General features: G+C 66.9%; 26 protein-coding genes, 1 tRNA gene and 1 pseudogene. 15 read left to right on the top strand and 13 right to left on the bottom strand.

The features are described from left to right. Positions 1-185: 185 nt before the first annotated feature. Complete coding sequence (gene parE / locus ABLE91_RS13270; protein ID WP_348931314.1) at positions 186-2,216, bottom strand: DNA topoisomerase IV subunit B; 2,031 nt, start codon at positions 2,214-2,216, stop codon at positions 186-188. 195 nt (positions 2,217-2,411) lie between these two features. Between parE and argC the strand changes: the two genes are divergently transcribed. After that, a complete protein-coding gene (gene argC / locus ABLE91_RS13275) occupies positions 2,412-3,467 on the top strand; it encodes an N-acetyl-gamma-glutamyl-phosphate reductase (RefSeq protein ID WP_348931315.1) in 1,056 nt (351 codons plus the stop codon). Between the two features lie 76 nt (positions 3,468-3,543). On the opposite strand, the gene ABLE91_RS13280 is transcribed toward argC, so the two are convergent. The 3 genes from ABLE91_RS13280 to cueO all read right to left on the bottom strand — a co-directional run bounded on the left by ABLE91_RS13280 (position 3,544) and on the right by cueO (position 6,328). Beyond that, positions 3,544-4,020, bottom strand: coding sequence for an SRPBCC family protein (locus tag ABLE91_RS13280; protein WP_348931316.1), 477 nt, complete (start codon positions 4,018-4,020; stop codon positions 3,544-3,546). Beyond that, positions 3,998-4,336 carry an ArsR/SmtB family transcription factor gene (locus ABLE91_RS13285; protein ID WP_348932046.1) on the bottom strand — a complete coding sequence of 113 codons (339 nt, stop codon included), beginning with the start codon at positions 4,334-4,336 and terminating at the stop codon, positions 3,998-4,000. Before ABLE91_RS13285 ends, ABLE91_RS13280 begins: the two co-directional genes overlap by 23 nt. A gap of 375 nt (positions 4,337-4,711) precedes the next feature. After that, the gene (cueO, locus tag ABLE91_RS13290; protein ID WP_348931317.1) at positions 4,712-6,328 is read right to left on the bottom strand and encodes a multicopper oxidase CueO; all 1,617 of its coding nucleotides are present in this window, start codon (positions 6,326-6,328) and stop codon (positions 4,712-4,714) included. A 182-nt stretch (positions 6,329-6,510) separates the two neighbouring features. On the opposite strand from cueO, the gene ABLE91_RS13295 reads away from it, so the two are divergent. The 3 genes from ABLE91_RS13295 (at position 6,511) to ABLE91_RS13305 (ending at position 9,305) form a co-directional block, all read left to right on the top strand. Beyond that, positions 6,511-7,287, top strand: a complete 777-nt coding sequence (locus tag ABLE91_RS13295) for a TatD family hydrolase (protein WP_348931318.1) — start codon at positions 6,511-6,513, stop codon at positions 7,285-7,287. 17 nt (positions 7,288-7,304) lie between these two features. Continuing rightward, positions 7,305-7,844 (top strand): CoA-binding protein, encoded by a 540-nt coding sequence (locus ABLE91_RS13300; RefSeq protein WP_348931319.1) that lies wholly within the window; start codon positions 7,305-7,307, stop codon positions 7,842-7,844. 177 nt (positions 7,845-8,021) lie between these two features. Beyond that, positions 8,022-9,305, top strand: a complete 1,284-nt coding sequence (locus ABLE91_RS13305; protein ID WP_348931320.1) for an O-acetylhomoserine aminocarboxypropyltransferase — start codon at positions 8,022-8,024, stop codon at positions 9,303-9,305. A 196-nt stretch (positions 9,306-9,501) separates the two neighbouring features. Here ABLE91_RS13305 and ABLE91_RS13310 read toward each other — a convergent pair whose 3' ends face one another. After that, on the bottom strand, positions 9,502-10,407 hold the full coding sequence (locus tag ABLE91_RS13310; RefSeq protein ID WP_348931321.1) for a LysR family transcriptional regulator: 906 nt from the start codon (positions 10,405-10,407) through the stop codon (positions 9,502-9,504). A 115-nt stretch (positions 10,408-10,522) separates the two neighbouring features. Between ABLE91_RS13310 and ABLE91_RS13315 the strand changes: the two genes are divergently transcribed. Together ABLE91_RS13315 and ABLE91_RS13320 are read left to right on the top strand one after the other, a co-directional pair. Continuing rightward, positions 10,523-10,924 (top strand): CidA/LrgA family protein, encoded by a 402-nt coding sequence (locus ABLE91_RS13315; protein ID WP_348931322.1) that lies wholly within the window; start codon positions 10,523-10,525, stop codon positions 10,922-10,924. Continuing rightward, positions 10,911-11,609: an LrgB family protein gene (locus ABLE91_RS13320; RefSeq protein WP_348931324.1), complete on the top strand. Its 699-nt coding sequence runs from the start codon at positions 10,911-10,913 to the stop codon at positions 11,607-11,609. The genes ABLE91_RS13315 and ABLE91_RS13320 overlap by 14 nt, the downstream gene beginning before the upstream one ends. On the opposite strand, the gene ABLE91_RS13325 is transcribed toward ABLE91_RS13320, so the two are convergent. Further along, positions 11,590-12,678 (bottom strand): COX15/CtaA family protein, encoded by a 1,089-nt coding sequence (locus ABLE91_RS13325; RefSeq protein ID WP_348931325.1) that lies wholly within the window; start codon positions 12,676-12,678, stop codon positions 11,590-11,592. The two genes, ABLE91_RS13320 and ABLE91_RS13325, sit on opposite strands and share 20 nt — an antisense overlap. Positions 12,679-12,800: 122 nt before the next feature. Here ABLE91_RS13325 and ABLE91_RS13330 point away from each other — a divergent pair, with 122 nt between their 5' ends. Then, positions 12,801-13,013, top strand: a complete 213-nt coding sequence (locus ABLE91_RS13330) for a DUF2842 domain-containing protein (protein ID WP_348931327.1) — start codon at positions 12,801-12,803, stop codon at positions 13,011-13,013. A 64-nt stretch (positions 13,014-13,077) separates the two neighbouring features. Here ABLE91_RS13330 and ABLE91_RS13335 read toward each other — a convergent pair whose 3' ends face one another. Together ABLE91_RS13335 and ABLE91_RS13340 are read right to left on the bottom strand one after the other, a co-directional pair. Further along, the gene (locus tag ABLE91_RS13335; protein WP_348931328.1) at positions 13,078-14,475 is read right to left on the bottom strand and encodes a P-loop NTPase family protein; all 1,398 of its coding nucleotides are present in this window, start codon (positions 14,473-14,475) and stop codon (positions 13,078-13,080) included. 82 nt (positions 14,476-14,557) lie between these two features. Continuing rightward, entirely contained in the window at positions 14,558-15,385 is an 828-nt protein-coding gene (locus tag ABLE91_RS13340; RefSeq protein WP_348931329.1) for an enoyl-CoA hydratase, read from the bottom strand. Between the two features lie 83 nt (positions 15,386-15,468). Here ABLE91_RS13340 and ABLE91_RS13345 point away from each other — a divergent pair, with 83 nt between their 5' ends. The 3 genes from ABLE91_RS13345 (at position 15,469) to rpsI (ending at position 17,268) form a co-directional block, all read left to right on the top strand. Continuing rightward, positions 15,469-15,918, top strand: a complete 450-nt coding sequence (locus ABLE91_RS13345; RefSeq protein WP_348931330.1) for a PaaI family thioesterase — start codon at positions 15,469-15,471, stop codon at positions 15,916-15,918. Positions 15,919-16,331: 413 nt separating this feature from the next. Next, positions 16,332-16,793, top strand: a complete 462-nt coding sequence (gene rplM, locus ABLE91_RS13350) for a 50S ribosomal protein L13 (protein ID WP_348931331.1) — start codon at positions 16,332-16,334, stop codon at positions 16,791-16,793. A 1-nt stretch (position 16,794) separates the two neighbouring features. Further along, entirely contained in the window at positions 16,795-17,268 is a 474-nt protein-coding gene (gene rpsI, locus ABLE91_RS13355; RefSeq protein WP_348931332.1) for a 30S ribosomal protein S9, read from the top strand. An 85-nt stretch (positions 17,269-17,353) separates the two neighbouring features. Here rpsI and ABLE91_RS13360 read toward each other — a convergent pair whose 3' ends face one another. Then, entirely contained in the window at positions 17,354-17,698 is a 345-nt protein-coding gene (locus ABLE91_RS13360) for a hypothetical protein (RefSeq protein ID WP_348931333.1), read from the bottom strand. A gap of 250 nt (positions 17,699-17,948) precedes the next feature. On the opposite strand from ABLE91_RS13360, the gene ABLE91_RS13365 reads away from it, so the two are divergent. Further along, positions 17,949-19,115: a GGDEF domain-containing protein gene (locus ABLE91_RS13365; protein WP_348931334.1), complete on the top strand. Its 1,167-nt coding sequence runs from the start codon at positions 17,949-17,951 to the stop codon at positions 19,113-19,115. 11 nt (positions 19,116-19,126) lie between these two features. After that, a complete protein-coding gene (locus ABLE91_RS13370; protein WP_348931335.1) occupies positions 19,127-19,831 on the top strand; it encodes a histidine phosphatase family protein in 705 nt (234 codons plus the stop codon). Positions 19,832-19,853: 22 nt separating this feature from the next. On the opposite strand, the gene ABLE91_RS13375 is transcribed toward ABLE91_RS13370, so the two are convergent. Continuing rightward, positions 19,854-20,186, bottom strand: coding sequence for a hypothetical protein (locus ABLE91_RS13375; protein WP_348931336.1), 333 nt, complete (start codon positions 20,184-20,186; stop codon positions 19,854-19,856). Positions 20,187-20,336: 150 nt separating this feature from the next. Between ABLE91_RS13375 and ABLE91_RS13380 the strand changes: the two genes are divergently transcribed. Then, positions 20,337-20,412, top strand: a tRNA-Lys gene (locus ABLE91_RS13380). Between the two features lie 113 nt (positions 20,413-20,525). Here the strand turns inward: ABLE91_RS13380 and ABLE91_RS28950 are convergent. Then, positions 20,526-20,588: pseudogene (locus tag ABLE91_RS28950) on the bottom strand (hydroxyisourate hydrolase); the annotation flags it as partial. 395 nt (positions 20,589-20,983) lie between these two features. Here ABLE91_RS28950 and ABLE91_RS13385 point away from each other — a divergent pair. Both ABLE91_RS13385 and ABLE91_RS13390 read left to right on the top strand, forming a co-directional pair. Continuing rightward, positions 20,984-22,975, top strand: a complete 1,992-nt coding sequence (locus ABLE91_RS13385) for a methyl-accepting chemotaxis protein (RefSeq protein ID WP_348931337.1) — start codon at positions 20,984-20,986, stop codon at positions 22,973-22,975. A gap of 150 nt (positions 22,976-23,125) precedes the next feature. Then, entirely contained in the window at positions 23,126-24,289 is a 1,164-nt protein-coding gene (locus ABLE91_RS13390; RefSeq protein WP_348931338.1) for a M20 aminoacylase family protein, read from the top strand. Between the two features lie 306 nt (positions 24,290-24,595). Here the strand turns inward: ABLE91_RS13390 and ABLE91_RS13395 are convergent, their stop codons facing one another. Both ABLE91_RS13395 and gltX read right to left on the bottom strand, forming a co-directional pair. Beyond that, entirely contained in the window at positions 24,596-24,844 is a 249-nt protein-coding gene (locus ABLE91_RS13395; RefSeq protein WP_348931339.1) for a sulfurtransferase TusA family protein, read from the bottom strand. Next, complete coding sequence (gltX, locus tag ABLE91_RS13400) at positions 24,841-26,256, bottom strand: glutamate--tRNA ligase (RefSeq protein ID WP_348931340.1); 1,416 nt, start codon at positions 26,254-26,256, stop codon at positions 24,841-24,843. The genes ABLE91_RS13395 and gltX overlap by 4 nt, the downstream gene beginning before the upstream one ends. Positions 26,257-26,365: the final 109 nt, after the last annotated feature.

Here is a 26,365-nt window from a genome sequence, read left to right on the forward strand (position 1 = left end):
AGGACCAATTATATTTTGTGAGCCAGCCAATCACGCGGTGTCATGCTGCGCCTGCGCAGACACAGCTTTCCCACGGGCGACCACGCCCATGGGAAAAGGGTCGTATTCTGGCTGTGCGGCCGGCAGAAAATTACAGCCGAGCTCCCGCCAGGCGGGAGGCAACCGGCGGCAATTGCACCTGAATCTCAGATATCCAGCAGTTCGTCGTCCGCGAAGGCCGCGCGCTCGGAGATGAACGCGAAGCGCGCCTCCGGTTTGTTGCCCATCAGCCGCTCCACCAGATCGGCTGTCGCCGCTTCCGCCGCCGCCTCGATGGTCACGCGCAGCATGGTGCGCGTGCGCGGGTTCATGGTGGTTTCCTTCAGCTGCGCCGGCATCATCTCGCCGAGGCCTTTGAAGCGGCCGATCTCCACCTTGCCGCGCCCGGTGAACTCCTTCTTCAGGAGCTGGTCCTTGTGGGCATCGTCCCGCGCATAGAGGGTCTTGGGCCCTTGCGAGATGCGGTAGAGCGGCGGCACAGCGAGGAAGAGGTGGCCCTCGTCGATGAGCTTCGGCGTCTGGCGATAGAAGAAGGTGACGAGGAGGGAGGCGATGTGCGCCCCGTCCACGTCCGCATCGGTCATGATGACCACCTTCTCGTAGCGCAGGTCCGCCTCGCGATAATGAGAGAGGGTGCCGCAGCCCAGCGCCTGCATTAGGTCTGAGAGCTGCTGGTTCTGGGCGAGCTTGTCTCGGCCCGCGCTGGCGACGTTCAGGATCTTGCCGCGCAAGGGCAGCACCGCCTGGGTCTTGCGGTCGCGCGCCTGCTTGGCGGAGCCGCCGGCCGAATCGCCCTCGACGATGAAGAGTTCGGAGCCCGCCGCCTCGGTGTTGGAGCAGTCCGCCAGCTTGCCCGGCAGGCGCAGCTTGCGCACCGCGGTCTTGCGGGAGATTTCCTTCTCCTGCTTGCGGCGCAGTCGCTCCTCGGCGCGGTCGATCACATGGTCCAGCAGCCGCGTGGCCTGGACGGGATTGGCGGCGAGCCAATGGTCCAGCGGGTCGCGCAGGGCCTGCTCGACGATGCGGGAGGCTTCGGCAGTCGCAAGGCGGTCCTTGGTCTGGCCCTGGAATTCCGGCTCGCGCACAAACACGGAGAGCATGGCGGCGCAGCCGGTGGCGACGTCGTCGCCAATCAGCACGGCGGCGCGCTTCCCCTGGCCGGTGCGCTCCGCATAATCCTTCAGGCCCTTCAGGAGCACGAGGCGCAGGCCGTTCTCGTGGGTGCCGCCGTCCGGGGTCGGGATGGTGTTGCAATAGGAGGAGATGCCGCCGTCGCCATCTGCCACCCACGCCACCGCCCATTCCACCGAGCCGTGGCCGCCGGTCTTCTGGATGCGGCCGGAGAAGATCTCCCCATGCACCAGGGTCTGGCCGTCGAGGTCGGCGGCGAGATAGTCACGCAGGCCGCCGGGAAAGCGGAAGGTCATCTTCTCGGGCACGCCCGTGGTGCCGGCGAGCAGCTCGGGATCGCACGACCAGCGGATTTCCACGCCGCCGAAGAGATAGGCCTTGGACCGCGCCATGCGGAACACCCGCGCCGGCTCGAACTTGGCGCCCGGGCCGAAGATTTCCGGATCGGGATGGAAGCGGATGCGCGTGCCGCGCCGATTGGGCGCGCGGCCCACTTCCTTGAGCGGAGCCACGGGATGGCCCTTGGAGAAGGTCTGGCGATAGAGCGTCTGGTTGCGCGCCACCTCGACTTCGAGATGGTCCGAGAGCGCGTTCACCACCGAGACGCCCACGCCATGCAGGCCGCCGGAGGTCTCATAGACCTTGCTGTCGAACTTCCCGCCCGCATGGAGCGTGGTCATGATGACTTCGACGGTGGACTTCTTCGGGAACTTGGGGTGCGGCTCCACGGGAATGCCGCGCCCGTTGTCGGTCACGGTAAGAAAGCCGTCCGAGGAGAACTGCACCTCGATGAAGGTGGCGTGGCCGGCCACCGCCTCGTCCATGGAATTGTCGATCACCTCGGCGAAGAGATGGTGCAGCGCCTTGGCATCCGTGCCGCCGATATACATGCCCGGCCGCCGCCGCACCGGCTCCAGCCCCTCCAGCACCTCGATGTGCGCGGCCGTGTAATCGCTCGCCATGGCCGGGACGGCTGGCTGTGCGCGGCTGCGGCTTGAAGTGGCCTTGGGGGTGGGGCGGGCGAACAGATCGTCGGAATCGGACATTTTGTCTCTATCAGCGGGCGGGGGCGCGAATCGCCCTCCCATATCATGGCAGTTTGGCAGGTCGAGCGGAACGGACCGTAAACATGGGCTGGACTGTCTTTCGCCCGTCAGGCGATGGGTGTACAGACCCTCGCCCCCGAATGCCCTGCGGCATTGGGGACGAAACTAAGCCCCGATGTGGGCGGGAGTAGAACGATGTCGGACGCAGCGAAGGCTAGGATCGCGGTATTGGGCGCCTCGGGCTATACGGGCTCCGAGCTGGTGCGCCTGCTGCTCCGCCATCCCCGCGCCGAGATCGTGGCCCTGACCGCCGACCGCAAGGCCGGCCAGTCCATGGCGGACGTGTTCCCGCAATTCGCGCCTTTCGCGCTGCCGAAGCTCGTGACCATCGATGAGGTGGATTATTCGGCGGTGGACCTCGTGTTCTGCGCGCTGCCGCACGCGACCACGCAGGAAGTCATCAAGGCTGTGTTCCAGAACGCGCCGCACGTGAAGGTGGTGGACCTCTCCGCCGACTTCCGCCTGAAGGACCCGGGCATGTACGAGAAGTGGTACGGCCACCCCCACGGCGCCCTCGACCTCCAGCAGGAGGCGGTGTTCGGCCTCGTGGAGATCTATCGCGACGAAATCAAGAAGGCGCGGCTCGTCGCCAATCCCGGCTGCCACACCACGACGGCCATCCTGCCGGCGGTGCCGCTCCTGGAGGCCGGCGCCATCGACCCGGACACCATCGTCATCGACAGCAAGACCGGCATGTCCGGGGCGGGGCGCTCGGCCAAGGAGGCCATGCTGTTCTCCGAGGTGTCGGAAGGCATCAACGCCTATGCGGTGGGCTCCCACCGCCACATGGGCGAGCTGGACCAGGAATATTCCAAGGCCGCCGGCCGCCCGGTGGCCCCCATGTTCGTGCCGCATCTGGTGCCCATGAACCGGGGCATCTACGCGACGCTCTATGTGCGCACCACGGGCGCGAAGGCCGAGGACCTGCACAAGCTGCTCACTGATTATTATCGCGGCGAGCCCTTCGTTTACGTGTTCCCCTTCGGCCAAGTGCCCCATTCGCGCCATGTGCGCGGATCGAACATGGTGATGATGGGCGTCGTGGCGGACCGGATGACCGGCCGCGCCATCGTCGTCTCCACCACCGACAATCTGGTGAAGGGCGCCTCGGGCCAGGCGGTGCAGAACATGAACCTGGTCATGGGCTATCCCGAGACCATGGGCCTGGAGCAGATCGCCCTCATGCCGTGAGGCGGGGCGCCACCTCTTAATACCGGGCACGGCGTGAACGCCGTGCCCTTTTTTGTCGGCGCCGGATGCAGGGGCTTCAGCGCGCCAGATGCGCGGCGAGCTTGTCCAGCGTCTGCATGCCGTACTCCACCGCGCCGAAGCCGATGGCCCCATCGCGCTGCATCTTGCTCGGGTGAAGCTGGCGGAGCGTCAGAACCGTCTTGCCGTTGGACTGCTCGTCGAAGGTGATGATGCAGCGGAAGCGGGTGGGATCATCATCCTTGTCGTGGCCGTGGTCGAATTCGATCAGCCGCCCAGGCTCCACCCGCAGGAAGACCATGCGGTTGTCGTAGCGCGTTCCGTCCGGGCCGGTGAAGATGAACCGCCATGTCCCGCCTTCCCGGATGTCGATCTCCAGGGTTTCCACGGTGAATCCGGCCGGGCCGAACCAGCGCGGCAGCTGGTCCGGGTCGGTCCAGGCCTTGAATACCAGCTCGCGCGGCGCGTTCAGCACGCGGGTCAGCACGATCTCGCGGTCGAGGGCCCATTGCTCAAGGGGTGCGGTCGTCGTCACTGTCGGCTCCTTTGGTGGCTTGCTGGGACTGAAGAAAGCTTTCCAGGCGGTCGAGGCGGGCATCCCATGCCTCGCGCGTGTGCTCGACCCAGTGAGAGACCGGCGCGAGGCCCTCGACGCGCAGCCTGCAGGGACGCCGCTGCGCGTCCCGGCCGCGGATGAGCAGCCCCGCCTCCTCCAGCACCTTCAGATGGCGGGAAATGGCGGGAAGGCTGATGGAGAACGGCTCGGCCAGTTCCAGCACCGTCGCCTCGCCCTTCGCCAGTCGCGCAAGGATCGCCCGTCTGGTGGGATCGGCGAGGGCTGCGAAGGTCATGTCGAGAGAGGCGGACGGCACTGGCAACTCCGTATTTAACTATTATGTTAAATACGGAGCCGCGACCCAGATGTCGAGACCTTTCTGCGCAATGGAGGGGTGGCGGTTGGCGGGGAAGAGGCCGGCGCTCAGTGCTTCAGCGTGGTGATCAAAGCGGCCGGGAGCCGATCAGGCTAGGCTGTATCGACATTCAGAACAGCGAATGATCCTCGCTCTTACGGCCGTCATGCCCGGGCTTGTCCCGGGCATCCACATCTATCCTTCAAGCATTCGCCTAGCGGAGCCACGTGGATGGCCGGGACAAGCCCGGCCATGACGGTGGTTCTTTGGAGGGAACGTCGATACAGCCTAACGTCGTGCCGCGCCGAAACGTCTCTAGGCGACGGTGAACTGCGTCATCATTCCGGAATCCTCGTGCTCGAGGATATGGCAGTGGGCCATATAGGGGGCGTCCGTGCCGGCCGTGTGCGGGAAGCTCACCAGGATCTCGCTGACGCCGGCGGCCTGGATCGGCGCGATGTCCTTCCAGCCGGCGCGGTATGCTTCCGGCGACTTTCCGTTCTCCGAAACGATGCGGAACTGGCAGCCGTGGATGTGGACCGGATGCAGCATCTGGTCGTCGCCCTCGGAAATCCGCCAGCGCAACACGGTGCCGCGCGGCGCCGTGAAGCCCGGCTCGTGGAGCGAATAGGGCTTTCCGTTGACGCCGTTGACGGAGAGCTGGGCCGCTTTGGACAGCTCCGGTTCGTCCTCGATCAGCTTCGTGACGCGGGCGACGACCTCCGGGGCGATCCCGCTGCTCGGGGGCATCGCCATTCCGGCATGGGCCATCCCCGCGTGAGCCGTCCCGCCATGGGACATGTCCATCATCAGTCCCGCTTTCATCAACGGCATCATGCCGTCCTTGTCGCGGAACATGTTCATTACCAGCTGCTGGCTGATGGGCGGCAGCTCCGCCGGCAGGGCTGGCAGCCTCGCCAAGGCGCTGGGAAGGGTGGCCACCCCGTCGGCGCCATCGGGCCGGATCGTCACCAGGGGCACCGGGGCGCCGAACGGCGGCAGGCGCATGATGGGATCGCCCACCGGCAGGGTGAGGAGGTCGAACGGCGTGCCGGAGCGGCAATCCACCATGATCTCGAAGCGCTCGCCCGCATGCATGGTGATCTGCTTCATCTCGACCGGGCTTTCCAGCAGCCCGCCGTCGGAGCCGATGACGAACAGCGAGCGATCGTCCGAGGCCTTCAGCAGGTAGCTGCGGGCGTTGGAGCCATCGAGGATGCGCAGCCGCACCCAGCCCTTCGCCGTGCGCGCCTCCGGGTATTGCGCGCCGTTCACCATCGGCATGGTGCCGACATAGCCGCTCGTCGCCGCGATGATGTTCATCCGGTCGAAGAACGCCCCGCCTTGGGTGAAGCGGCGGTCCTGGATGATCAGCGGGATATCGTCGATGCCCCAGCGGGAGGGCAGGCCCAGCCGGTCCGCCTCCTCGTCATCGACGATCAGCAGGCCGGCGAGGCCCTTGATCACCTGGGGCGCGGTGGTGGGATAGAAATGCGGGTGGAACCACAGCGTGGCGGCGGGCTGGTCGATGGGCAAGGTCGGCCGCCATTGCGCGCCGGGCGCGATGGGATAGTGCGGACCGCCATCGACGTCGCCGGGAATGATCAGGCCGTGCCAGTGGACGGTGGTGGGCTCCGGAAGCTGGTTGGTGAAGTCGATGGCCACGCTCTGCCCGCGCCGCACACGCAGAGCCGGCCCGAGGAAGGGGCCATCATAGCCGTAGGTCGGTGTGGAGCGGTCCGGCAGGAAGCGCATCTCCCCGGCGCGGGCGCCGAAGGCGATGACACCCTGCGTATTCGCCTTCAATTCTCGAGGGATCGGCAAGGCAGGACGGACGGCATCGCGGGCGAATGCGGGAGGAAGACGCAATGCGGCCAGCGTCCCGATGGCCGCGCCTCCGATAAGCGCGCTGCGGCGAGAAAGGTCGGTCATGGCTGTCTCCGAACGGCGACGCGGGACGGGGGCAAGCTTTGCAGTGACGACCGCGCGAGGATGCTCCCGTTTCAAAGAAGATGCCACCCCCGGCCCCATGAGCTTTGAGCTGGCTCAACCGCTCCGTCTCGACGCGGGCCGCCCGAGCCCCTATGTGAAGCACCTCGTTCCGAAGGTCTTCCATGCTCGTCGACAGCCATTGCCATCTCGATTTCCCAGACTTCTCCTCCGAGCTCGATGCGGTCGTGGACCGCGCCCGGCAGGCGGGGGTGTCGCACCTCGTCACCATCTCCACCCGCGTGCGGCGGTTCGACGAGATCAAGGCCATCGCCGAGCGCTTCGACAACGTTTTCTGCTCGGTGGGCACCCACCCCCACCAGGCGGCCGAGGAGCCGGACGTGACGGCCGCCGACCTTGTCGCGCTGTCCGCCCACCCCAAGGTGGTCGCCATCGGCGAGGTGGGCCTCGATTATCATTACGACAACAGCCCCCGCGACGCGCAGGAGCACGGCTTCCGCACCCACATCGCCGCCTCCCGGCAAACCGGCCTGCCGCTGATCATCCATGCCCGCGAGGCGGACGACGACGTAGCCGCCATCCTGGAGGAGGAGTGCGCCAAGGGGGCCTTCCCCTTCGTGCTCCATTGCTTCACCGGCGGGGCGGACCTTGCCAACCGGGCGGTGGCACTGGGGGGCTATGTGTCCTTCTCGGGCGTCATCACCTTCAAGAACAGCGCGTCCTTGAGGGAAATCGCGGCCAGCCTGCCGAAGGACCGCATCCTGGTGGAGACCGACGCGCCCTTCCTCGCGCCCGTGCCCCATCGCGGCAAGCGCAATGAGCCGTCCTTCGTGCGCGAAACGGCGAAGGTGCTGGCGGGGGCGCGGGGCGTCAGCCTTGATGACATCGCCGCCCAGACCAGCGACAACTTCTTCACCCTGTTCTCGAAAGCCCGCCGCTGACGGCCCGGAGCGCCCGCATGAACCACGACCGCTATGACGACGCCTATATCAGGGGCATCCTCCTCAGCGTGAAGACCATCGCCGTCGTGGGGGCGAGCGCGAACCAGTCCCGGCCGTCCTTCTTCGTGACCAAATATCTCGCCGAGCGCGGCTTCGACGTCTATCCGGTCAATCCGGGGCAGGCGGGCAAGACCATTGCCGGCCTCACCGCTTATGCCCGCCTCGCGGACATCCCCGTGCCCATCGACATGGTGGACGTGTTCCGCGCCTCCGAGCACCTGCCCGGCGTGCTGGACGAGGTGCTCACCCTCGTCCCGCTGCCCAAGGTGCTGTGGATGCAGCAGGGGGTGCGCCATGACGAGACGGCGGCCCGCGCCGAGGCGGCCGGCATGCAGGTGGTGATGAACCGCTGCCCCAAGATCGAATATGGCCGCCTGTCCGGCGAGATCGGCTGGACCGGCGTCAACAGCCGCACCATTTCGGCCAAGCGCCCGCAGCGGCTGGGCACGGGCGTCCAGCGCCTGTCGCTCTCCCGCACGCCGCCGGGCGTGAGGTAATTTGTCGGTAAACTCCCTCTCCCGCTTGCGGGGGAGGGGTGGGGAGGGGGCGCATCAAGCAGTGGAGCCCCGGCTCCGTTCAAGCGGCTGAAATTCCCCCCCCTAGCCCTCCCCCGCAAGCGGGAGAGGGAATCCCGCGAAAGCTCAAACAACGACATCGAAGCAGGAGAGAGCGCCATGACCCATCGTGAACCCGGCTTTGCGACCCTTGCCGTCCATGCGGGCGCGCAGCCCGATCCCACGACGGGCGCGCGGGCGACGCCCATTTACCAGACCACGTCCTTCGTCTTCGACGATGTGGACCATGCGGCGGCCCTGTTCGGGCTCCAGACCTTCGGCAACATCTATACCCGCATCGGCAACCCCACGAACGCCGTGCTGGAGGAGCGGGTGGCGGCGCTGGAAGGCGGCACGGCGGCCCTCGCCGTGGCCTCGGGCCATGCGGCGCAGCTCCTCGTGTTCCAGACGCTGATGTCGCCGGGAGATGAGTTCGTCGCCTCCCGCAAGCTCTATGGCGGCTCCATCAACCAGTTCTCCCACGCCTTCAAGAGCTTCGGCTGGAACGTGGTGTGGGCGGATCCGGACGATCCGTCCTCCTTCGAGCGGGCGGTGAGCGAGAAGACCAAGGCCATCTTCACCGAGAGCATCGCCAATCCCGGCGGCGTGATCTGCGACATCGCCGCCCTCTCGGCGGTGGCGAAGCGGGCAGGCGTCCCGCTCATCGTCGACAACACCCTGGCGACGCCCTATCTCTGGCGCCCCATCGAGCATGGCGCGGACATCGTCATCCATTCCGCCACCAAGTTCCTGGGCGGCCACGGCAATTCCATCGGCGGCGTGATCGTGGATGCCGGCACGTTCGACTGGACGGCCTCGGGGCGCTACCCGTTCCTGACCCAGCCGCGGCCGGAATATCAGGGCATCGTGCTGCACGAGACCTTCGGCAATTTCGCCTTCGCCATCGCCGCCCGCGTGCTCGGCCTGCGCGACCTCGGCCCGGCGCTCTCGCCCTTCAACGCCTTCCTCATCCTCACCGGCATCGAGACGCTCAGCCTGCGCATGAAGCAGCACAGCGAGAACGCGCTGGCGGTGGCGAAATATCTCGCCAAGCACCCGGCGGTGGAATGGGTGAGTTATCCTGGGCTTGAGGGTGACCGCTATTATGGCCTCGCGCGGAAGTACCTGACGAAGGGGCAGGGCGCGGTCTTCACCTTCGGCCTGAAGGGCGGCTATCAGGCGGGCGTCGATCTCGTCTCCAAGGTGCAGCTCTTCTCGCACCTCGCGAACATCGGCGACACCCGCTCGCTCATCATCCACCCGGCGTCCACCACCCACCGCCAGCTCTCCGACGAGGCGAAGGTGGCCGCCGGGGCGGGGCCGGAAGTGGTTCGCCTTTCCATTGGCATCGAGGATGCCGGCGACATCATCGCGGACCTCGACCAGGCGCTGGGCGAGGGCTGAGCAGGCGCCAGTCCCCTCGCCGCACCTCTCGACCGTGATGGCCGGGCTTGTCCCGAAGTCGGATGTTTCCGACTTCGGTTTTCAAGGTTGGAAGTCGGCAACAGCCGACTTCCATGCCATCCACGTAGCTCCGCCGGGTACGGGCTAAGGGTGAGACGTGGATGCCCGGGACAAGCCCGGGCATGACGGTTGTGCTTTAGCCGAGCTGCGATCCCCTGTCCTTCGGCCCGTACATTTCCCGCGTGAGCGCGAGCCACGCGCGGGCGGCTTCCGAGAGATAGCCGCCCCGGCGCCAGATGAGCGCCATGTTCCACTCGGTCTCCGGCTCGTCCAGCAGCACCCGCGCCACCGCCGGGTGGCTGCGCTGGTCCGCTATCATGCGCGGCAGGAAGCCGACCCCGAGCCCCGCCGCCACCAGGGCCACGATGAAGTCCGTCTGCGCGCTGCGCGCCACGATATCAGGCGTCACCCCGCGCCGGTCGCAGGCATCAAGGATCACCTTGTTGAGGGCGAAACCGCTCTCAAACAGGATGAAGGGCGAAGGAGCAAGCTGCTGAAAATCAACGGATCTTGCATTCGCGAAAGCATGGCCCGGCGGCAGGAGCGCCACCAGCGGCTCGGCCCGCACCGGCTCCGCCTCGAACACGTCCGAGACCGGCAGCAGGGAACCCGCAAAGTCGATCTCGCCGGCGAGAAGGATCTCCTCCAGCCGCTTCGAGCCATGCTCGATGAGGCGCATCTCGATGCCGGGATAGCGGCTGCGATAGACGGCGAAGAGCGGGGCGAACAGGGTGTTGGAGCCGAGTGGCGGCAGGCCGAGCCGGAGCGTGCCCCGCCTGAGCCCGCGCAATTCGTCCAGTTCGGCGATCAGGTCGTCCCGCTCCGCCAGCATGATCAGCGCCCGGCGATAGACGATGTCGCCGGCGGCGGTCAGTTCGCTGCGGTGGCCGATGCGGTCGAGGAGCGCGACGCCCAGTTCGTCCTCAAGCTGCTTCACCGCCTTGCTGACCGTGGACTGGGTGGCGAACACCACCTTGGCCGCCTGGGAGAAGCCGCCCTGGCGCACCACTTCCACGAAGGCTCTCAAGGTCCGCAATTCCATATTATTCCAATTACGACTTGATTGAATTCTGTCAATTCATTTTACGCATATCGCAGTGCAGCGTATCTTTCCTGAGGTCGACGGGCTGGTGCCCTCGGCCTTCAGGATTCTCGCCATGGCAGCCCTCTCTCTCAGCGTCCGTTCCTTCCTTCATCGCGCGGCCCTGCTGCAGGTGGTGGTGCTGGCCGGTTTCTGGTTTGTGGGCGATCTGATTGTCCGCGCGCTGGGCCTGCCCGTTCCCGGTGGCGTCGTGGGCATGGTGCTGCTGCTGGGGCTCATGGCGGCGGGATGGGTGCGTCCCGCGAGCGTGCGGCTCGGCGCCTATTGGCTGCTGGCGGAAATGCTCCTGTTCTTCGTGCCCGCCGTCATCGGCGTGATCGACCATGCGGAATTCGCCGGCGCCCTGGGCCTCAAGATCGCGGTGGTCATCCTCACCGGTACCATGCTGGTCATGGCTGGAACCGCGCTCACCGTGGACCTGCTCTATCGCTGGAAGCAGCGCCATGTTGCCGGATGATGCGCTCTTCGATTTCATCTTCTGGCCGCTGGCCACCATCGCGCTTTATGCGGCCTCCCGCCTCATCAACAAGCGCTGGCCGCGCTGGTGGACCGGCCCGCTCATCCTGACGCCTCTGGCGGTCATCACCCTCGTCTGCGCGCTGAAGGCCGATTATCGCGACTATATGAGCGGCACCCACTGGCTGTTGGTCATGCTGGGCCCAGCCACCGTGGCCTTCGCCATTCCCATCTATGAGCAGCGCGCCGTCATCAAGCGCCATTGGCCGGTGCTGCTGGTGGGCGTCGTCGCGGGCAGCACCATCGCCATGGCCGCCGCCTGGGGCATGGCGCAGGCGCTCGGCGTGCCGGAGACGGTGGGGCGCAGCCTGATGCCCCGCTCCACCACCACGCCCTTCGCCATGGCGGTCTCGGGCGAGATCGGGGGCCTGCCGGACCTTACCGCCTTGTTCGTGATGATGACGGGCATCAGTGGCGGGCTCATCGGCGATGCCATGCTGAAGTGGCTGCCGCTGCGCTCCGCCATGGCGCGGGGCGCGCTGTTCGGCATGGGCGCCCACAGCATCGGCGTCGCCAAGGCCAATCAGCTCGGACGCGAGGAAGGCTCCATCGCCGGGCTGGTGATGATCCTGGCCGGGCTCCTCAACCTCCTCGCGGCGCCGGTCATCATGCTGGCGCTGAGCTGAGGCCCGCCGGGACGGTCGTCTCACGGGCCTTCCGGCTGAGATCGCCCACATGGAGGGTGGCGGCGATCAACACCATTGTTGCGCCGAACTGGTGGGTGAGGGCGATATCCAGCGGCACCACGAACACGAGCGTAAGAATGCCCAGGGCCGCCTGGGCGCTCACCAGCGCGAACAGGACCCAGGCCTGGCTTGCGGCGAACCCGCCGGTGCGGCGCGCCTGGAGGGCATGAAGCAGGGTCGCCAGCCACAGCGCATAGGCGATCATGCGGTGCTGGAACTGCACGGTCAGCACATTCTCGAACAGGTTGCGCCAGAACGGGTTCAGGATGGCGAGCTTGTCCGGCGCGGGGATAAGTGTGCCATCCATGAGCGGCCATGTATTGAAGCTCATGCCAGCATCGAGCCCGGCCACCAGCCCTCCGGCGAAGATCTGCACCAGAACGAGAACGAGGATCAGCCACGCCCCGGCCTTCAGCCCGCCGCCTGACGGCCCTGCGGGGCGTGGCACGAGGCTGCGCGCTACCGCCACCGTCGCCGAGAGGATGACGCAGGCCAAAGTGAGATGGATGGCGAGGCGGTATTGGCTGACGGAGACGCGCTCGGAGAGGCCCGAGGCCACCATCCACCAGCCGATGGCGCCCTGGAGCCCGCCCAGCACGAACAGGACGCCCGTCTTCACCGCCAGCATGCCGCGGATCTGTCCCCGCGCCAGGAACCAGAGGAAGGGCAGGAGGAAGGCGAAGCCGATGACCCGTCCCAGCAGCCTGTGCGCCCATTCCCACCAGAAGATCTGCTTGAAGCTTTCAAGCCCCATGCCCTTGTTGAGGATCTCGTACTGGGGAATGGTCTTGTACTTGTCGAACTCGGCCTGCCAGTCGGCGTCCGAAAGCGGGGGCAGGGCGCCGGTGACGGGCTTCCATTCGGTGATGGAGAGACCGGATTCGGTGAGGCGCGTCGCGCCGCCCACCACCACCATGGCGACGATGAGCGCGGCCACGCAATAGAGCCAGATGCGCACTGCCCTTAGACCCGCGCCGGCGGGACGAACCGTCGCTTCACCTTGCGCCATGCTGATCGCGCTCCGAACTTCGCCCCCCGGCCCGGTTCCGTTATAGAGCGGGGGCGAGGCACGCAATAAGGCGGGCGCTCGCTGACGCGGGCCTATTGCCGCGTGCCGGAAGAGGAGGGGGAATGCCCCAGCGCCTGCGCAAGCTGATCGGAACCTTTCTGCTGCTGATCCTGATGACGGTCTGGGCCCTCGGCGCCATGGCCATCGCACAGGGCCGCGTTACCGAACTGCCCTGGGCGCTGCAGACCGTGAGCTATGTGCTGCTGGGCACGCTCTGGGTCGTGCCGGCCGCCCTGCTCATCCGCTGGATGGAGCGGCCGGACCGCTTGCGCTGATCCTGCAGAGTCACCTCATGAAACCCAGGTAATCGATTGCGGTAACTTGATAAATCAGCCGCTTTCACGCGGCGGATAAGGACGGCGTCAGGCGCGGGGCGCCGACCTCTTCCAAGGCAGGCATGGGCGCTGCGGCCGTATTGATGCGCAGCATCAGCACGTGCCCGAACCCCTGCGCGGCCAGGGCGTCATAGGCCTCGACGCTGGCAGAACCCTCATCCGCTTCCTCGATGCACACCACATAAGGCGACAGGCCGGCCAGCTTGGCCGCGCCTGCGGTTCCGCCCAGGACTGGAGCGGCGACCACAACGAAATCATAGGTTTGGCGCAGGGAATTGAGGATGAGTGTGAGGCGGTCCGCCCCCACCACGCTCGGTCCGCTGCGGGCATCGCGTCCCGGCGGAATCACATGGGCACGGGAATGGGGGTCCCGATGGATGGTCTCGCCGAAGCCCGCGACCCCGAACAGCATCTCCGCCATTCCGGGCGCCCATGGATCGGCGATGAGCGCCGCGAGGTCGCCGGAGGCGCCATCGAGGGCCACAAGCGCGACGCGGCTTTCGTCCGACAACAGGCGGGCGAGCCCGATGGCGCAGATGGCGGAGGCGTCCGACTGCGTTTCCGACGTGAGCACGATGAGTTGCGCACCCGGCTTGCTGCGGTCGGCCCGCACCTGCTCCGCAAGGCGCCGAACAGCGTCCGCACAGGTGAGGCCTGCGCCACGGCCGGCATCCATCCAGGCGACCCTGCGGATCAGCGCGGACTGATGCGGCAAATCATGGTCCGCGGGGTGGGCGGGAATGGCCGAGCGGCGGCTCAGATGCATGGTGAGGATGCCGAGCGCCAGGGCAATGCCCGCAAGGCCAAGGGATGCGGGCAAAGGCGGCAGGTCGCGCATAGAGGGGGTGCGCACGACGCTGCTCATGCTGAGAAGCGGGATCGCGTCGGCCACGTCCGGTGTCCGGCTCCGCACGCCCGCTTGGAGCGCGGAGAAGGTTTCGGAATAGGCCTGGACGATGCGGGCAGCAAGGTCGGGCCGGCTGGCAGTGGCCGCGACCTCCAGCGTCCGTCCCCCATGATGCGCCGTGACAGTGAGATCCTCGCCCAGCCTGGCGGCGGCGCGGTCACGGGCGGACCGCTCTTCCCCCGCCAGCAAGGGGGGCAGAACACCGCGCTTCTGGGCGAGGCGTTCCGCATCCGTGCGGGAGAGACGGTCGAGAACCTCGAAGGTCATCTCCCGAGACGTGAGCATCTGCATGATGCCGCGCACCGTGGCCGGCGCCGGCTGGGCCGCCACGTCGAAGGAGAGGGTGGTGCTGGCGGTGTAGCGCGCTGGCACCAGCAGCATCAGCGTGGCGCTGGCAAAGAGAAACCAGGCGAGGACGAGAAGGCGCGCAGAACCGCCGGCGCCATCCCATTTGGGGGCGCGGGAGAGGAAGCGAGCGGCCCATTCCTGTGCCATCAGTCCCACCTGAAGCGCTCCGGCACCATGCCGGGAGGCTTAAAGTTGGGCCTTTATGGTTTAGGGAAGGTAAAGATGGGGCTCAGCGATCTTCCCAAAGGGGAGGGCGCTTGGCGAGAACGGCGGAAATGCCTTCGTCCGCATCGCGCGCCAACATGTTGGCGGTCATGACGTCGGAGGCGAAGACGTAGGCCTCGTCCAGGGTCATTTCGGCCTGCTGATAGAAGGCGGCCTTGCCGAGCTTCACCGGCACCTGGGACCGCGCCGCGATGTGCCGGGCGAGCGCGGTCGCGGCGGCGAGTGATTCGCCTTCCGGCACCACGCGGTTGACGAGGCCCATGCGATAGGCGTCGTCCGCCTCCACCCATTCGCCCAGAAGCAGCATCTCCAGAGCGTGCTTCGGTAACACCGCGCGGGAGAGCGCGACCATGGGCGTGTGGCAGAACAGGCCGATATTGACCCCCGGTGTGCAGAAGCGGGCCGAGCCGCCCGCCACCGCGAGATCGCAGCTCGCCACGAGTTGGCATCCGGCCGCTGTCGCCATGCCTTCCACCGCCGCGATGACCGGCTGGGGCAGGCGCACGATATCGGTCATCAGCGCCGCGCACCGCTTCAGAACGTCTTCAAAATAGGCGCGTCCCCGGTCGGCATCGCCACGATGGGCCTGGATCTCCTTCAGGTCGTGGCCGGCGGAGAAGACCGGGCCTTCCGCAGTCAGCACCACCGCCCGCACCGTGGCGTCGCCGGCAATGTCCGCGAGATGGCCTGAGAACGAGGCCATGGTGGCGTCAGAGAGGCTGTTGCGGCTCGCGGGGCGCGCGAGGGTGAGGGTCGCAATGCCGTCCGCATCTACGCGGACCACAGGTTCCTGAAGGGTTGCGGTGGGGGCGACGGCGCTGGCCGAGGGCAATGGCGGTTCCTTCCGGGCGCGTTGATCTTTTCCGGCCCTACTTTATGCAAGGCTGCATCTGGACGCGAGACACGGGTAAGGGAATGGACGCGGGAACGGGCGTGGCGCGCGGCACGGTGGTGTCTGCGGAGGATCTCGAAGCCTTCCTCGTCCGGGAATTCCCGCAGGCATTCGGGCCCGGGCGGCCGCACAGCGTCGTGTCCGTGGGGTATCGCACCGCCACCGTCCGCCTTGATGCCAGCGAGGAGCATCTGCGCCCCGGCGGCACGGTCTCCGGCCCGGCGCTGATGATGCTGGCGGACGTCACCATGTACGTGGCGCTGCTGGGCCAGATCGGACTCGTTCCGCTGGCGGTGACCACCAATCTCTCCATCAATTTCCTGCGCAAGCCGCCGCCGGGCGCCATCCTGGCCGATGCGCGGCTGATCAAGCTGGGCAAGCGCCTCGCCGTGGGCGATGTGGGGCTGCGCGCCGTATCGGGGGAAGACCTGGTGGCCCATTGCGTGGCGACCTATTCCATTCCCGACAGGTGAGGTCGCGCTCACTTGTCCTGGACAAGTGAGCGCGCAGCGCGAACGCAGATCCGGGACCCAGCGCAAAAGTTCGGTGAAGCCGTCAACCCGCGACCAGCGTAAAGGACATCTCCGCCGCGCGGCGTCGGAGATGGGGTGAAGCGCCTTGGCGGCCCTTCGCGCTGGGTCCCGGGTCTGCGCTCAAGCTTCGCTTTCGCTGGCCCAGGACAAAAGCAAAGGGCGATTTTCCCCGGAAAAACATCACTTGAACGATGGTGTTAAATTACCATTTTTATAAGTCATTGATTTTGCAGAGTTATAATCCCCTTCTGCGCGTTGACCATCGGACACCCGTGCGCTAGAAGCCGAACCATCGCCGGATCGCTTCGTGGCTGACGCGGAGTTGCCGGCTTTCTTATTCGGAAACCGACCCAATGAAGACGTATTCGGCCAAGCCTGCCGAAATCGAGAAGAAGTGGGTGGTGATTGACGCCAGCGGCCTCGTTGTGGGCCGTCTCGCGACCATCATCGCCATGCGCTTGAAGGGCAAGCATCGCCCGATCTACACCCCGCACGTGGACTGCGGCGACAATGTCGTCGTGGTGAATGCCGACAAGGTGGTTCTCACTGGCCGCAAGCGCGACCAGAAGATCTATTACCACCACACCGGCTTCCCGGGCGGCATCAAGGAGCGCAGCGCGAAGTTCATCCTCGAAGGCCGCTTTCCGGAGCGCGTCATCGAGAAGGCGGTGGAACGCATGTTGGCCCGCGGCCCGCTCGGCCGGAAGATCATGGGCAACCTGCGCGTCTACAAGGGCGCCAGCCACCCCCACGAGGCCCAGCAGCCGGTGGCGCTGGATGTGGCGAGCCTCAACCGCAAGAATGTGAGGAACTGACATGGCCGAGGTTTTGCAGTCCCTCGATTCGCTGAACACCCAGGTGCCGGTGCAGGAAGCTCCGGTCCATGTTCAGAAGCTCGACAAGTTCGGCCGCGCCTATGCCACCGGCAAGCGCAAGGACGCTGTCGCCCGCGTGTGGGTGCGTCCCGGCACCGGCAAGATCACGGTGAATGACCGCGACGTGGTGGTGTATTTCGCCCGTCCCGTGCTGCGACTGATGATCAACCAGCCGTTCCAGGCGGCCGCCCGCGAGGGCGCCTATGACGTGGTCTGCACGGTCTCCGGCGGCGGCCTGTCCGGCCAGGCCGGCGCGCTGCGCCACGGCATCTCCCGCGCGCTCACCTTCTACGAGCCGGAGCTGCGCTCCCCGCTGAAGAAGGGCGGCTTCCTGACCCGCGACAGCCGCGTGGTCGAGCGCAAGAAGTACGGCCGCGCCAAGGCTCGCCGCAGCTTCCAGTTCTCGAAGCGCTGATCTTCAGATCACCGAAAAGAAAAAGGCGGGGCATTTGCCCCGCCTTTTTTGTTGTTTGTTCCGGCTTTTGTTTGTCCCGTCGGCCTCAGAAGCTCGGCGTATCGCCGGGCAGGGGGCTCCACTGGCCGTTGGCCGTGGGATCGCCCGGAGGCGAGGAGCCCATCCAGCCGTCCAGGTTCGGCGGGAAGACGTAATCCTCGTTACGGCCGTCACCGATGCTGACGTCCGGCTTCACATTGGCGCCGGGGCCGGGATCGAGATAGCTGCCCTGCGGGATCACCGGCAGGTTGATGATGTTGGGATTGTGCGGGGTGATGGGGATGTGCGGCGCGCTGGTGCTCTGCGCCAAGACCTGCTGGGGCAGGGCCGCGCACAGGACGAGGCCGAGGCCGAAAGCGCCGCCGCTGATCCAGGAATAAGCCGTCCGCATTCGAAACCCCCGAATATCTCTCAACTTCGCATAGGCGAGGGCGCGGGGATTGGCAAGCGAGGGGTGCCGGCATGGCTAAGCCCTCACAATGCCTTATCTATGAGGGCAAGGGGGAGTTCTCCAACATCGCGATCTTGGTTATGTTCAAGACGTAGCTTGCGGCTTGATCAGGAAGACGCTGGCGAAACCCGAAACGGTCAGTCGTGGCGGGCGCGCGCTTTCTCGGTCTGCCCCCGCGGCGTCAGGCAATATGAAGATCGATCTGTATACGATCCATGTCTTCCTGCTCTGTCTTGCCGGTGCATTCTCCATTGCCTGGTTTGTCTTGTGGCGCACGTATCCGCACGTGCGCGGCATCATGTGGTGGGCGTTCTCCGTCGCCGTCCTGACCCTCGGCGGCATCTTCGTCGTGCGGAACTATGTCCAGGGCGGCTATGCTTTCCTGGTCATCGGGCATTTGCTGGTCGCCTTCGGCTTCACTTTGATGTGGGTGGGCGCACGGCGGTTCTACGGCCTTGATGCGCCCTGGCTCGGCGTCGCGCTGATCAATGCCGTGGGTTGCGCCGCCCTCCTCGCCGCGGGCGAGCATGTGGTGCTGCTCAACCTCGTCTATTCGGTCTCGGCCGCGGTGCCGTTCGCGCTGGTGGTGCGGACGCTCCTGCCGCACGTCTCCTCCAGCCTCGCCGCCCGGCTGGCCGCGGCGGCGCTGGTGGTGGCCATCGTCGGGGAGATCCTGAGGTTCCTGACGGTGGCGGCCTATGCCAGCGACACCATACCCGCGACGCTGACACGTCCGGTGGCGCTGTTCGGCGTGCTCGCCATCGCGTTCGGCTGGACGGTGTGCATGTTCGGCTTCGTGCTGTGCCTGATGGAGCGTGTGCGGGCGGAATTGTCGGCCCTCGTGGCGGTGGACGAATTGACGGGCCTTGCCTCACGGCGCCATTTCCAGGACCGCCTCGTGCAGGAACGCGCCCGCGCGCACCGCACCGGCCGCCCCTTCTGCCTCCTGGTGCTCGACTTCGATGGCTTCAAGGCCATCAACGATGCCTATGGCCACGCCGCCGGGGATCTCTGCCTGCGCCGTTTCGGCGAGATCGCCTCCGCGCGCCTGCGCCGCAGCGACCTGATCGCGCGCATCGGCGGGGACGAGTTCGGCATCATCATGCCCGAGACCCGGCTTGAGGAAGCACTGCATGCCGCCGAGGGCCTGCGCGAGGCGCTGCGGGCCCAAACCGTTTCCTGGAAGGACCGGCAGATCGTGCTCGCGGCCTCCATAGGGGTCACCGAATGGAACCCGGCGCGGGGGCAGTCCATCGAGGATCTGGTGAGCGATGCGGACCGTGCCCTCTACCGGGCCAAGGAAGACGGGCGCGACCGCGTCGCTGCCTTTCCCGCAGCCCTGAGCCTCGCGCCATGAAGGCGGGACCCATGACATTCCTGCGTGCATGGCTGCGCCTCGCGGTCTTCGTGGCCCTGCTTCTTGCGGCCATGCCGGCCCTCGCGGCTCCGGCGCAGATCATCATCCTGCGGCATGGGGAGAAGCAGAACCCCTTCCGCCTGTGCCCGACCGGGCTGGCCCGCGCGCAGGCGCTCGCGGGGCGCTATCTCGGGCGCGGCGCGCAGGACACGCTCTTCCCCGGCGGCGCGCCGGCCGCCATCTTCGCCATCACGCTGCATTCGCTGGAGCTCGCCGCGCCGGCGGCAACGAGCTGGGGCTTGCCCGTGACTACGTATCCGGTGCTTCCCGGCGAAACCTCCGGCTTCACGGATGCCCTGGCGGCGCGCACCCGGGAGGCCGTGCGGGCGCTGATGGACGATCTGCGCTGGGCAGGAAAGACGGTGGCGATGGTGTGGGAGCATCACCACATTGCGAATGCGAAGCTGGAGGCTGCCAATCCGGGCCGGCAGGTCACCTTGCGCCAGCTTCTAAGGCTCGACACCTTGCCGGGCGTTCCCGCCACCTGGCCGACCGAGACATTCGATTATTTCTGGATCGTGGATTTCGCCCCCGACGGCACCCCGACACGCTTCACCCTGAAGAAGCAGGTGTTCGACGGCGCCTTTGCCAAGGTGCCGTCGAATGATTGGGGGGAGCCGGACGGGCTCGGCAAGGCGAGCGGCTGCCTGAGATAGCGCCCGCCTTCGGTTCAGGTCGTCAGCGCACCCAGCGGCCGGGCACGTAGACCCATGTGCCGCCGCGCCGGACCCAGTTCGGATTCGAATAGCGCCAGCCGGCGCGCGCGGGCATCCACTGGCCGGACACCCAGACATAACGGCGGGCGCGGGAACTCCATGTCCAATGTCCCGGCACCCAGACGAAGCCGCGCCGCGGCGGCGGCACGACCTCGCGCCGAAGCGGAGGCGGGGCCATCATGGGGCCGCCCGGGCCCCATTGCGCCTCGGCCTGCTCGGCGGCGAGGATGGACAGAACCGGCGCAGCGGCGCCGGCGGCAAAGACGGACGTTAGAAAACGACGACGCGACAGCATATGAATGCTCTTTCCATGGGCGCTAAAGGACCCCCCAAGTCCGTTCTGATATCAAAGCATGGCCTAATGACGTGTTTATCGCGGCGCGTTTCGACGGCCTCCGCCCACTTGACCCTGCGCTCCCGCGGGCCTACCTAACGCCCCCTCAGTGAGCCCGTAGCTCAGCCGGTAGAGCACGTGACTTTTAATCATGGGGTCTCGGGTTCGAATCCCGACGGGCTCACCAGAATCCCATGACATTTCAATGAGACCCGACAGGCCTGCGGATCGGCTTCGTGCAGCCCGGGCTCATGGGGTTAGCGCCACCCTGGATTGCCGAGTCGTCCGGCAAATGGCTGCCTACTCGCCCTTATAGGTCGAATAGCTCCACGGCGAGGTGATCAGGGGCACACGGTAGTGGGCCTCGAGGCCGGCAAGGCAAGCCGGACATCCCCGCGAGCCCCCCGCCCATTGCTAAGAACAAGTCACGTGCGCGGAGGATCGTCAACCAGAGCGATAGCCTCGCGCAAGCTACTTCCTGTCAGGTTAGGCATTTCCAGGAAGCCCTGAGGGGGATCTTCAAGGCTGGCGATAAGAAATTCTTGGCTAGGGGGCGCGACGTGTCGGCAAATCCCGCTATTGCATCCGATCATTTGCTGAACGGGATGGTTCAGGCAGAGAGCAGTCGGCTTCCCGGAAACAAGCGAGGCGCGCTCTCCAGGAGCCTGTCGCTCGCCGTGATCCTGCGGACCCTCTTTGGCGCCACGGCAGCCATTTCCGTGGCGACCCTCTCTTTCCTTATTTATCATAACCTCAACGTGCTTTCGGAAAGCGCGCGCGTGGTCCGGGTGTCGGAGGCCGGCCGCGAGATGTTCACGGCGCTTCAGAACATCCGCATTCAGACCGGTCCGACGATCGTTGCGCTTGCCTACGGACTGCCGGCGAGCCCGGCCTTCTTTGACACCCTCAAGGCGGCCCAGGCGAAGGCCGAGCCCGCTTTGGAGCGCGTTCTCAGCCTTTGCAGCCAGATGGACTGCACCGGCGGCAAGCCGGCGGTCTTCGAGGGGCTGCCGGCGAGCCTCGCAAAGCTGAAGGCCATGCGGGTGGAGGCGGATCAGGCGCTGAAGCTCTCGCTCCCGCAGCGGTCGGCGAATGTGACCAAGGATTTCAGCGCGGCCGCGACCGACGTCATCAACCGCCTCGAGGCGATCTCCTTCACCCTCGGCGAAACCATTCGAATGGTGGATTCCACCACCGCGGAGCTGATGGCCATCAAGCAGGCGGCCTGGACCGCCCGCGACGGCATCGATCTCGAGCGCATGAACCTCTCGGACTCCCGCAACGAGGGCAAGCTGACCCCTGCGATCGACCGGAAGATGTCCGAGTTGCGCGGCCAGGCCGTGACGCACTGGGCGGTGGTAAAGGACTTGGCCGCTCGCCCGGGCGTGTCTCCCCAACTCACGGGACTGGTGGAGAAGGCCCAGACCGACGTGTTCGGCGAATACGAGAAAGTGCGCAAGAAGGCCTATGACGAGGTCGTCTCCGGCCGGGAGCCCTCGCTCTCCGACGATGCCTTCAATCGCCGTGGCAACGCGGCTCTGGAGGCCATTGCAGACATCCCGAACACGGCGATGCGGCTTGCGCAGGAACACGCGGAAGAGAACTACGCGGTGGCGAAGAACCTGCTGCTGGTGCAGAGCGGCGCCCTCGTCGTCGTGCTGGTGATCGCCATTGCCGGCTTCGTCATCGTCCAGCGCCGCGTCATCGGGCCCATCACCGGCATGACCGGGGCCATGGGCGCGCTCGCGGCCGGCGATCTCGATGTGGAGATCCACGGCGCCAGCCGCTCCGACGAGATCGGCAACATGGCGCGCGCGGTCGAGGTGTTCAAGCAGAACGCCATCGAGCGCCACCACCTGGAGGAAGAGGCCGAGCGCATGAAGGGCGTCGCCGAGGCCGAGAAGCGCCGCGCGCTCTACGAGCTCGCCCAGGGCTTCGACGCCAAGGTGGGCGACCTCATCGATTCCCTCGTCACCGCCTCCGGGCAGCTCGAGACCACCGCCAACGACATGACCAGCACCGCCGCCCGCACCACCCAGCAGTCGAGCTCGCTGGCGGAATCCGCGCGCAGCACCGGCGCCAGCGTGCAGGCGGTGGCGGCGGCGGCGGAGGAATTGTCCTCCTCGGCCAACGAGATCGGCACCCAGATCAGCCAGACCGCCAGCGCCGCCCAGAACGCGGTGGAGGACGTGCGCCACACCGACGTGACCGTGCAGGCGCTGTCCACCAGCGCCGAGCGGATCGAGACGGTGGTGGCGCTGATCAACGACATCGCGGCGCGCACCAATCTCCTCGCGCTGAACGCCACCATCGAGGCGGCGCGGGCGGGCGAAGCGGGGCGCGGCTTTGCCGTGGTGGCGGGCGAGGTGAAAGACCTCGCCAACCAGACCCTGAAGGCGACCACGGAGATCGGCACCCAGATCAAGGAGCTGCAGCAGGTGACGGTGAATGCGGCCGGCGCCATCCAGGCCATCGGCGCGACCATCGGCCGGGTCTCGGACATCTCCAACGCCATCGCCGCGGCGGCGGAGGAGCAGCATTCGGCGACTTCCGAGATCGCGAGCCGGGTGGCCCAGGCGGCGCAGGGCACGGACGATGTGACGCGCAGCATCGACGATGTGCGCGATGCGGCCTCGATCACCGGCACCTCGGCGGCGGCGGTGCTCACCTCCGCCCGCGACCTCGCCCGCACCTCCGCCGAGCTGCGCCGCGAGATGCAGGTGTTCCTCTCAGGCATCGAAGCGGCGTGAGGGGCTGACGCCGACGGCATCAATATTGCGCCGTCGGCCATCCTCTGTGCGGGTGTTCCGCCACCGGCGGCGCGCGCCCAGCGAAGCGCCATTGTGCGCCATTGACCCACATACCGCGGGCGCGCACCATCCTCACCCAAGGAGCGCGACATGCCTGTGATCAACCGCATCGCCGACGCCGCGGATGAGCTGACCCAGTGGCGGCGGCATCTGCACGAGACGCCGGAGCTGATGTATGACCTGCCCGAAACCTCCGCCTTCGTGGCCGAGCGGCTGCGGGAGTTCGGCTGCGATGAGGTGGTCACGGGCATAGGCCGCACGGGCGTCGTCGGCGTGATCAAGGGCCAGGGCGACGGGCGCACCATCGCCCTGCGCGCGGACATGGATGCGCTGCCCATCCTGGAGCGCACGGGGGCGGACTATGCCTCCAAGAATCCCGGCAAGATGCATGCGTGCGGCCATGACGGGCACACCACCATGCTGCTCGGCGCGGCGCGCCACCTCGTGGAGACCCGCGCTTTCTCCGGCACCGCGATCATGGTGTTCCAGCCGGCGGAAGAGGGCGGCGCCGGGGGGCTCGCCATGGTGAAGGACGGCCTCATGGAGCGCTTCGCCATCGAGGAGGTCTACGGCATGCACAATCTGCCGGGCCTGCCACTGGGCCGCTTCGCCATGCGCGACGGCCCCATCATGGCCGCTGCCGACCATGTGGAGATCACGATTGAAGGGCGCGGCGCCCATGCCGCCAAGCCCAATGAGGGCGTGGACGTGGTGCTCACGGGGGCCTCCGTCGTCACCGCGCTCCAGCAGGTGGTGGCGCGCAATGTGGACCCGCTGTCTTCGGGCGTGCTTTCCATCTCCATGTTCCATGCGGGCGAAGCGGACAATGTGCTGCCGCACAGCGCCAAGCTCATCGGCACCATGCGCAGCCTGAGCCCCACGGTGCGCGAGCAATTGCGCGCGCGCGTGAAGCAGGTGGCGGAAGGGGTTGGCGCGGCCTTCGGCGCGACGGTGACGGTGGAGATCGAGGAGGGTTATCCCGCCACCCGCAACCATTCCGCCCAGACCGCCGTCGCCCAGGAAGTGGCAGAGGACGTGGCCGGCGCGGCGCAGGTGGATGGCGACGCCCCACCTTTGATGGCGGCGGAGGACTTCGCCTACATGCTGGAGGCCAGGCCGGGGGCCTATATCTTCATCGGCAACGGCGAGAGCGCGGGCCTGCACCACCCGGCCTACGACTTCAACGATGCCGCGCTGCCGCTGGGCGCGTCTTATTGGGTGCGACTGGTGGAACGGGCGCTGCCTTTGGGGTGAATGTCCTACACGCCGTCATGCCCGGGCTTGACCCGGGCATCTGTTCGCCCGGGTCGGCATTGAGGACGGCCGTGCCCCCTCTCCCCGTGAGGGAGAGGGCTGGGGTGAGGGGGAACCACCCTCTCCAATCCTGAAACGCTGGAGCCCCCTCACCCGCCGCCTGCAGCGTCGACCTCTCCCCCTCGGGGAGAGGTAAAAAACTCAGCCATCCGCGTCCTTGGGCGAGTATTGCAACGGCCCCCTTGAAGGGGGAGGGAGCCTGGCGCGCGTAGAGATCCCCGGATCAAGTCCGGGGATGACGCGCGCTCAGCCCGCCCGCCGCAGCGTGAAGGTCAGGACCCCCGCCTCGCACGTCTTGCCCTCGAACGCATTCCCCGTCTCCCGTGCGAGATGGGGAATGTCGATCACCGACATGGGATCCGTGCAGGTCACCACCAGCACTGTCCCCGGCGGCAGCCCCGCCAGCGCCTTGCGGGTGCGCAAGGCGGGTAGGGGGCATTTCAGGCCCTTCAGGTCCAGATGGACCGTCGCGGCCCCAGCCGCCTCAGCACTCACGCGGCCTGATCCTTCAGGCGCGCGATGCTTTCCTCGCGGCCGAGCACGGTGAGCACGTCGAAGATGGGCGGCGAGGTGGTGCGGCCGGTCAAGGCGGCGCGCAGTGGCTGGGCGACGGCGCCGAGCTTCACGCCGGCCTCCAGCGCATAGGCGCGCACCACCTCTTCCGTGGCATTGGCCGTCCATTCCGCCACTTCAAGCGGCGGCAGGAGCTTGGCAAGATGGCCGCGTGCCTCGTCCGTCAGCAGCGCCGCCGCCTTCTCCTCGATGGGAAGCGGGCGCTCGGCGAACAGGAATTCCGCATTGTCGATGAGTTCGATCAGCGTCTTCGCGCGCTCTTTCAGGCCCGGCATGGCGGCGAGGAGCTGGGCGCGGCGCTCCGGCGTGAAGCGGGCGAGGCGCGCCTTGGCATCGGGCAGATATGGGATGAGTGTCTCAACAGCCGCCAGCAACTCCTCGTCGCTGGAGGCGCGCATATACTGGCCGTTGAGGCTCTCCAACTTCTGGAAGTCGAACCGCGCGGCGGAGCGGCCCACCCGGTCGAGGTCGAAATAGCGAACCATCTCCTCGGTGGAGAACAGTTCCTGGTCGCCGTGGCTCCAGCCGAGGCGGACGAGATAATTGCGCAGCGCCGCCGGCAGATAGCCCATGTCGCGATAGGCATCGACGCCCAGCGCGCCGTGGCGCTTGGAGAGCTTGGCGCCATCCGGCCCGTGGATGAGCGGGATATGGGCCATGGCCGGCACCTCCCAATCCAGCGCGCGGTAGATCTGGGTCTGGCGCGCGGCATTGGTGAGATGGTCGTCTCCCCGAATGATGTTGGTGACGCCCATGTCGTGGTCGTCCACCACCACGGCCAGCATGTAGGTGGGCGTGCCGTCCGAACGCAGCAGGACGAGATCGTCCAGATCTTTGTTCGGGAAGGTCACGGTGCCCTGCACCATGTCCGCGATCACCGTCTCGCCTTCCTGCGGGGCGCGAAGGCGGATCACGGGCTTGCGGTCGGTGGGATAGTCCGACGGATCTCGGTCGCGCCAGCGGCCGTCATAGCGCGGCGGGCGGCCCTCCTTGCGGGCCGTGTCGCGCATCTCCTCCAGCTCCTCGGGCGTCGCGTAGCAGGGATAGGCATTGCCCCGCGCCAGCATGTCCGCCACCGCCTGCTGGTGCCGCTCCACGCGGGCGAATTGGTAGACCACGTCGCCGTCCCAATCGATGCCAAGCCAGGTCAGGCCGTCAATGATGGCCTCGATGGCCTCCTTGGTGGAGCGCTGGCGGTCCGTGTCCTCGATGCGCAACAGCATCTTCCCGCCCTTGGCCTTGGCATAGAGCCAATTGAACAGCGCGGTGCGGGCGCCGCCGATATGCAGGAAGCCGGTGGGGGACGGGGCAAAACGGGTGACGATCTCTGGCATCTGGGTCCGGTCGAGGCAGTCGGGGGAGGGGGGAGGTCGCCGCTTCTGCGGCTGTTGTGCGGCGGCCCATGGCGCGCGGGCGGCGCCCATGTAGCATAGGCGCACTGTT

This window comes from Aquabacter albus, assembly GCF_040049275.1.
Lineage (GTDB): Bacteria > Pseudomonadota > Alphaproteobacteria > Rhizobiales > Xanthobacteraceae > Aquabacter.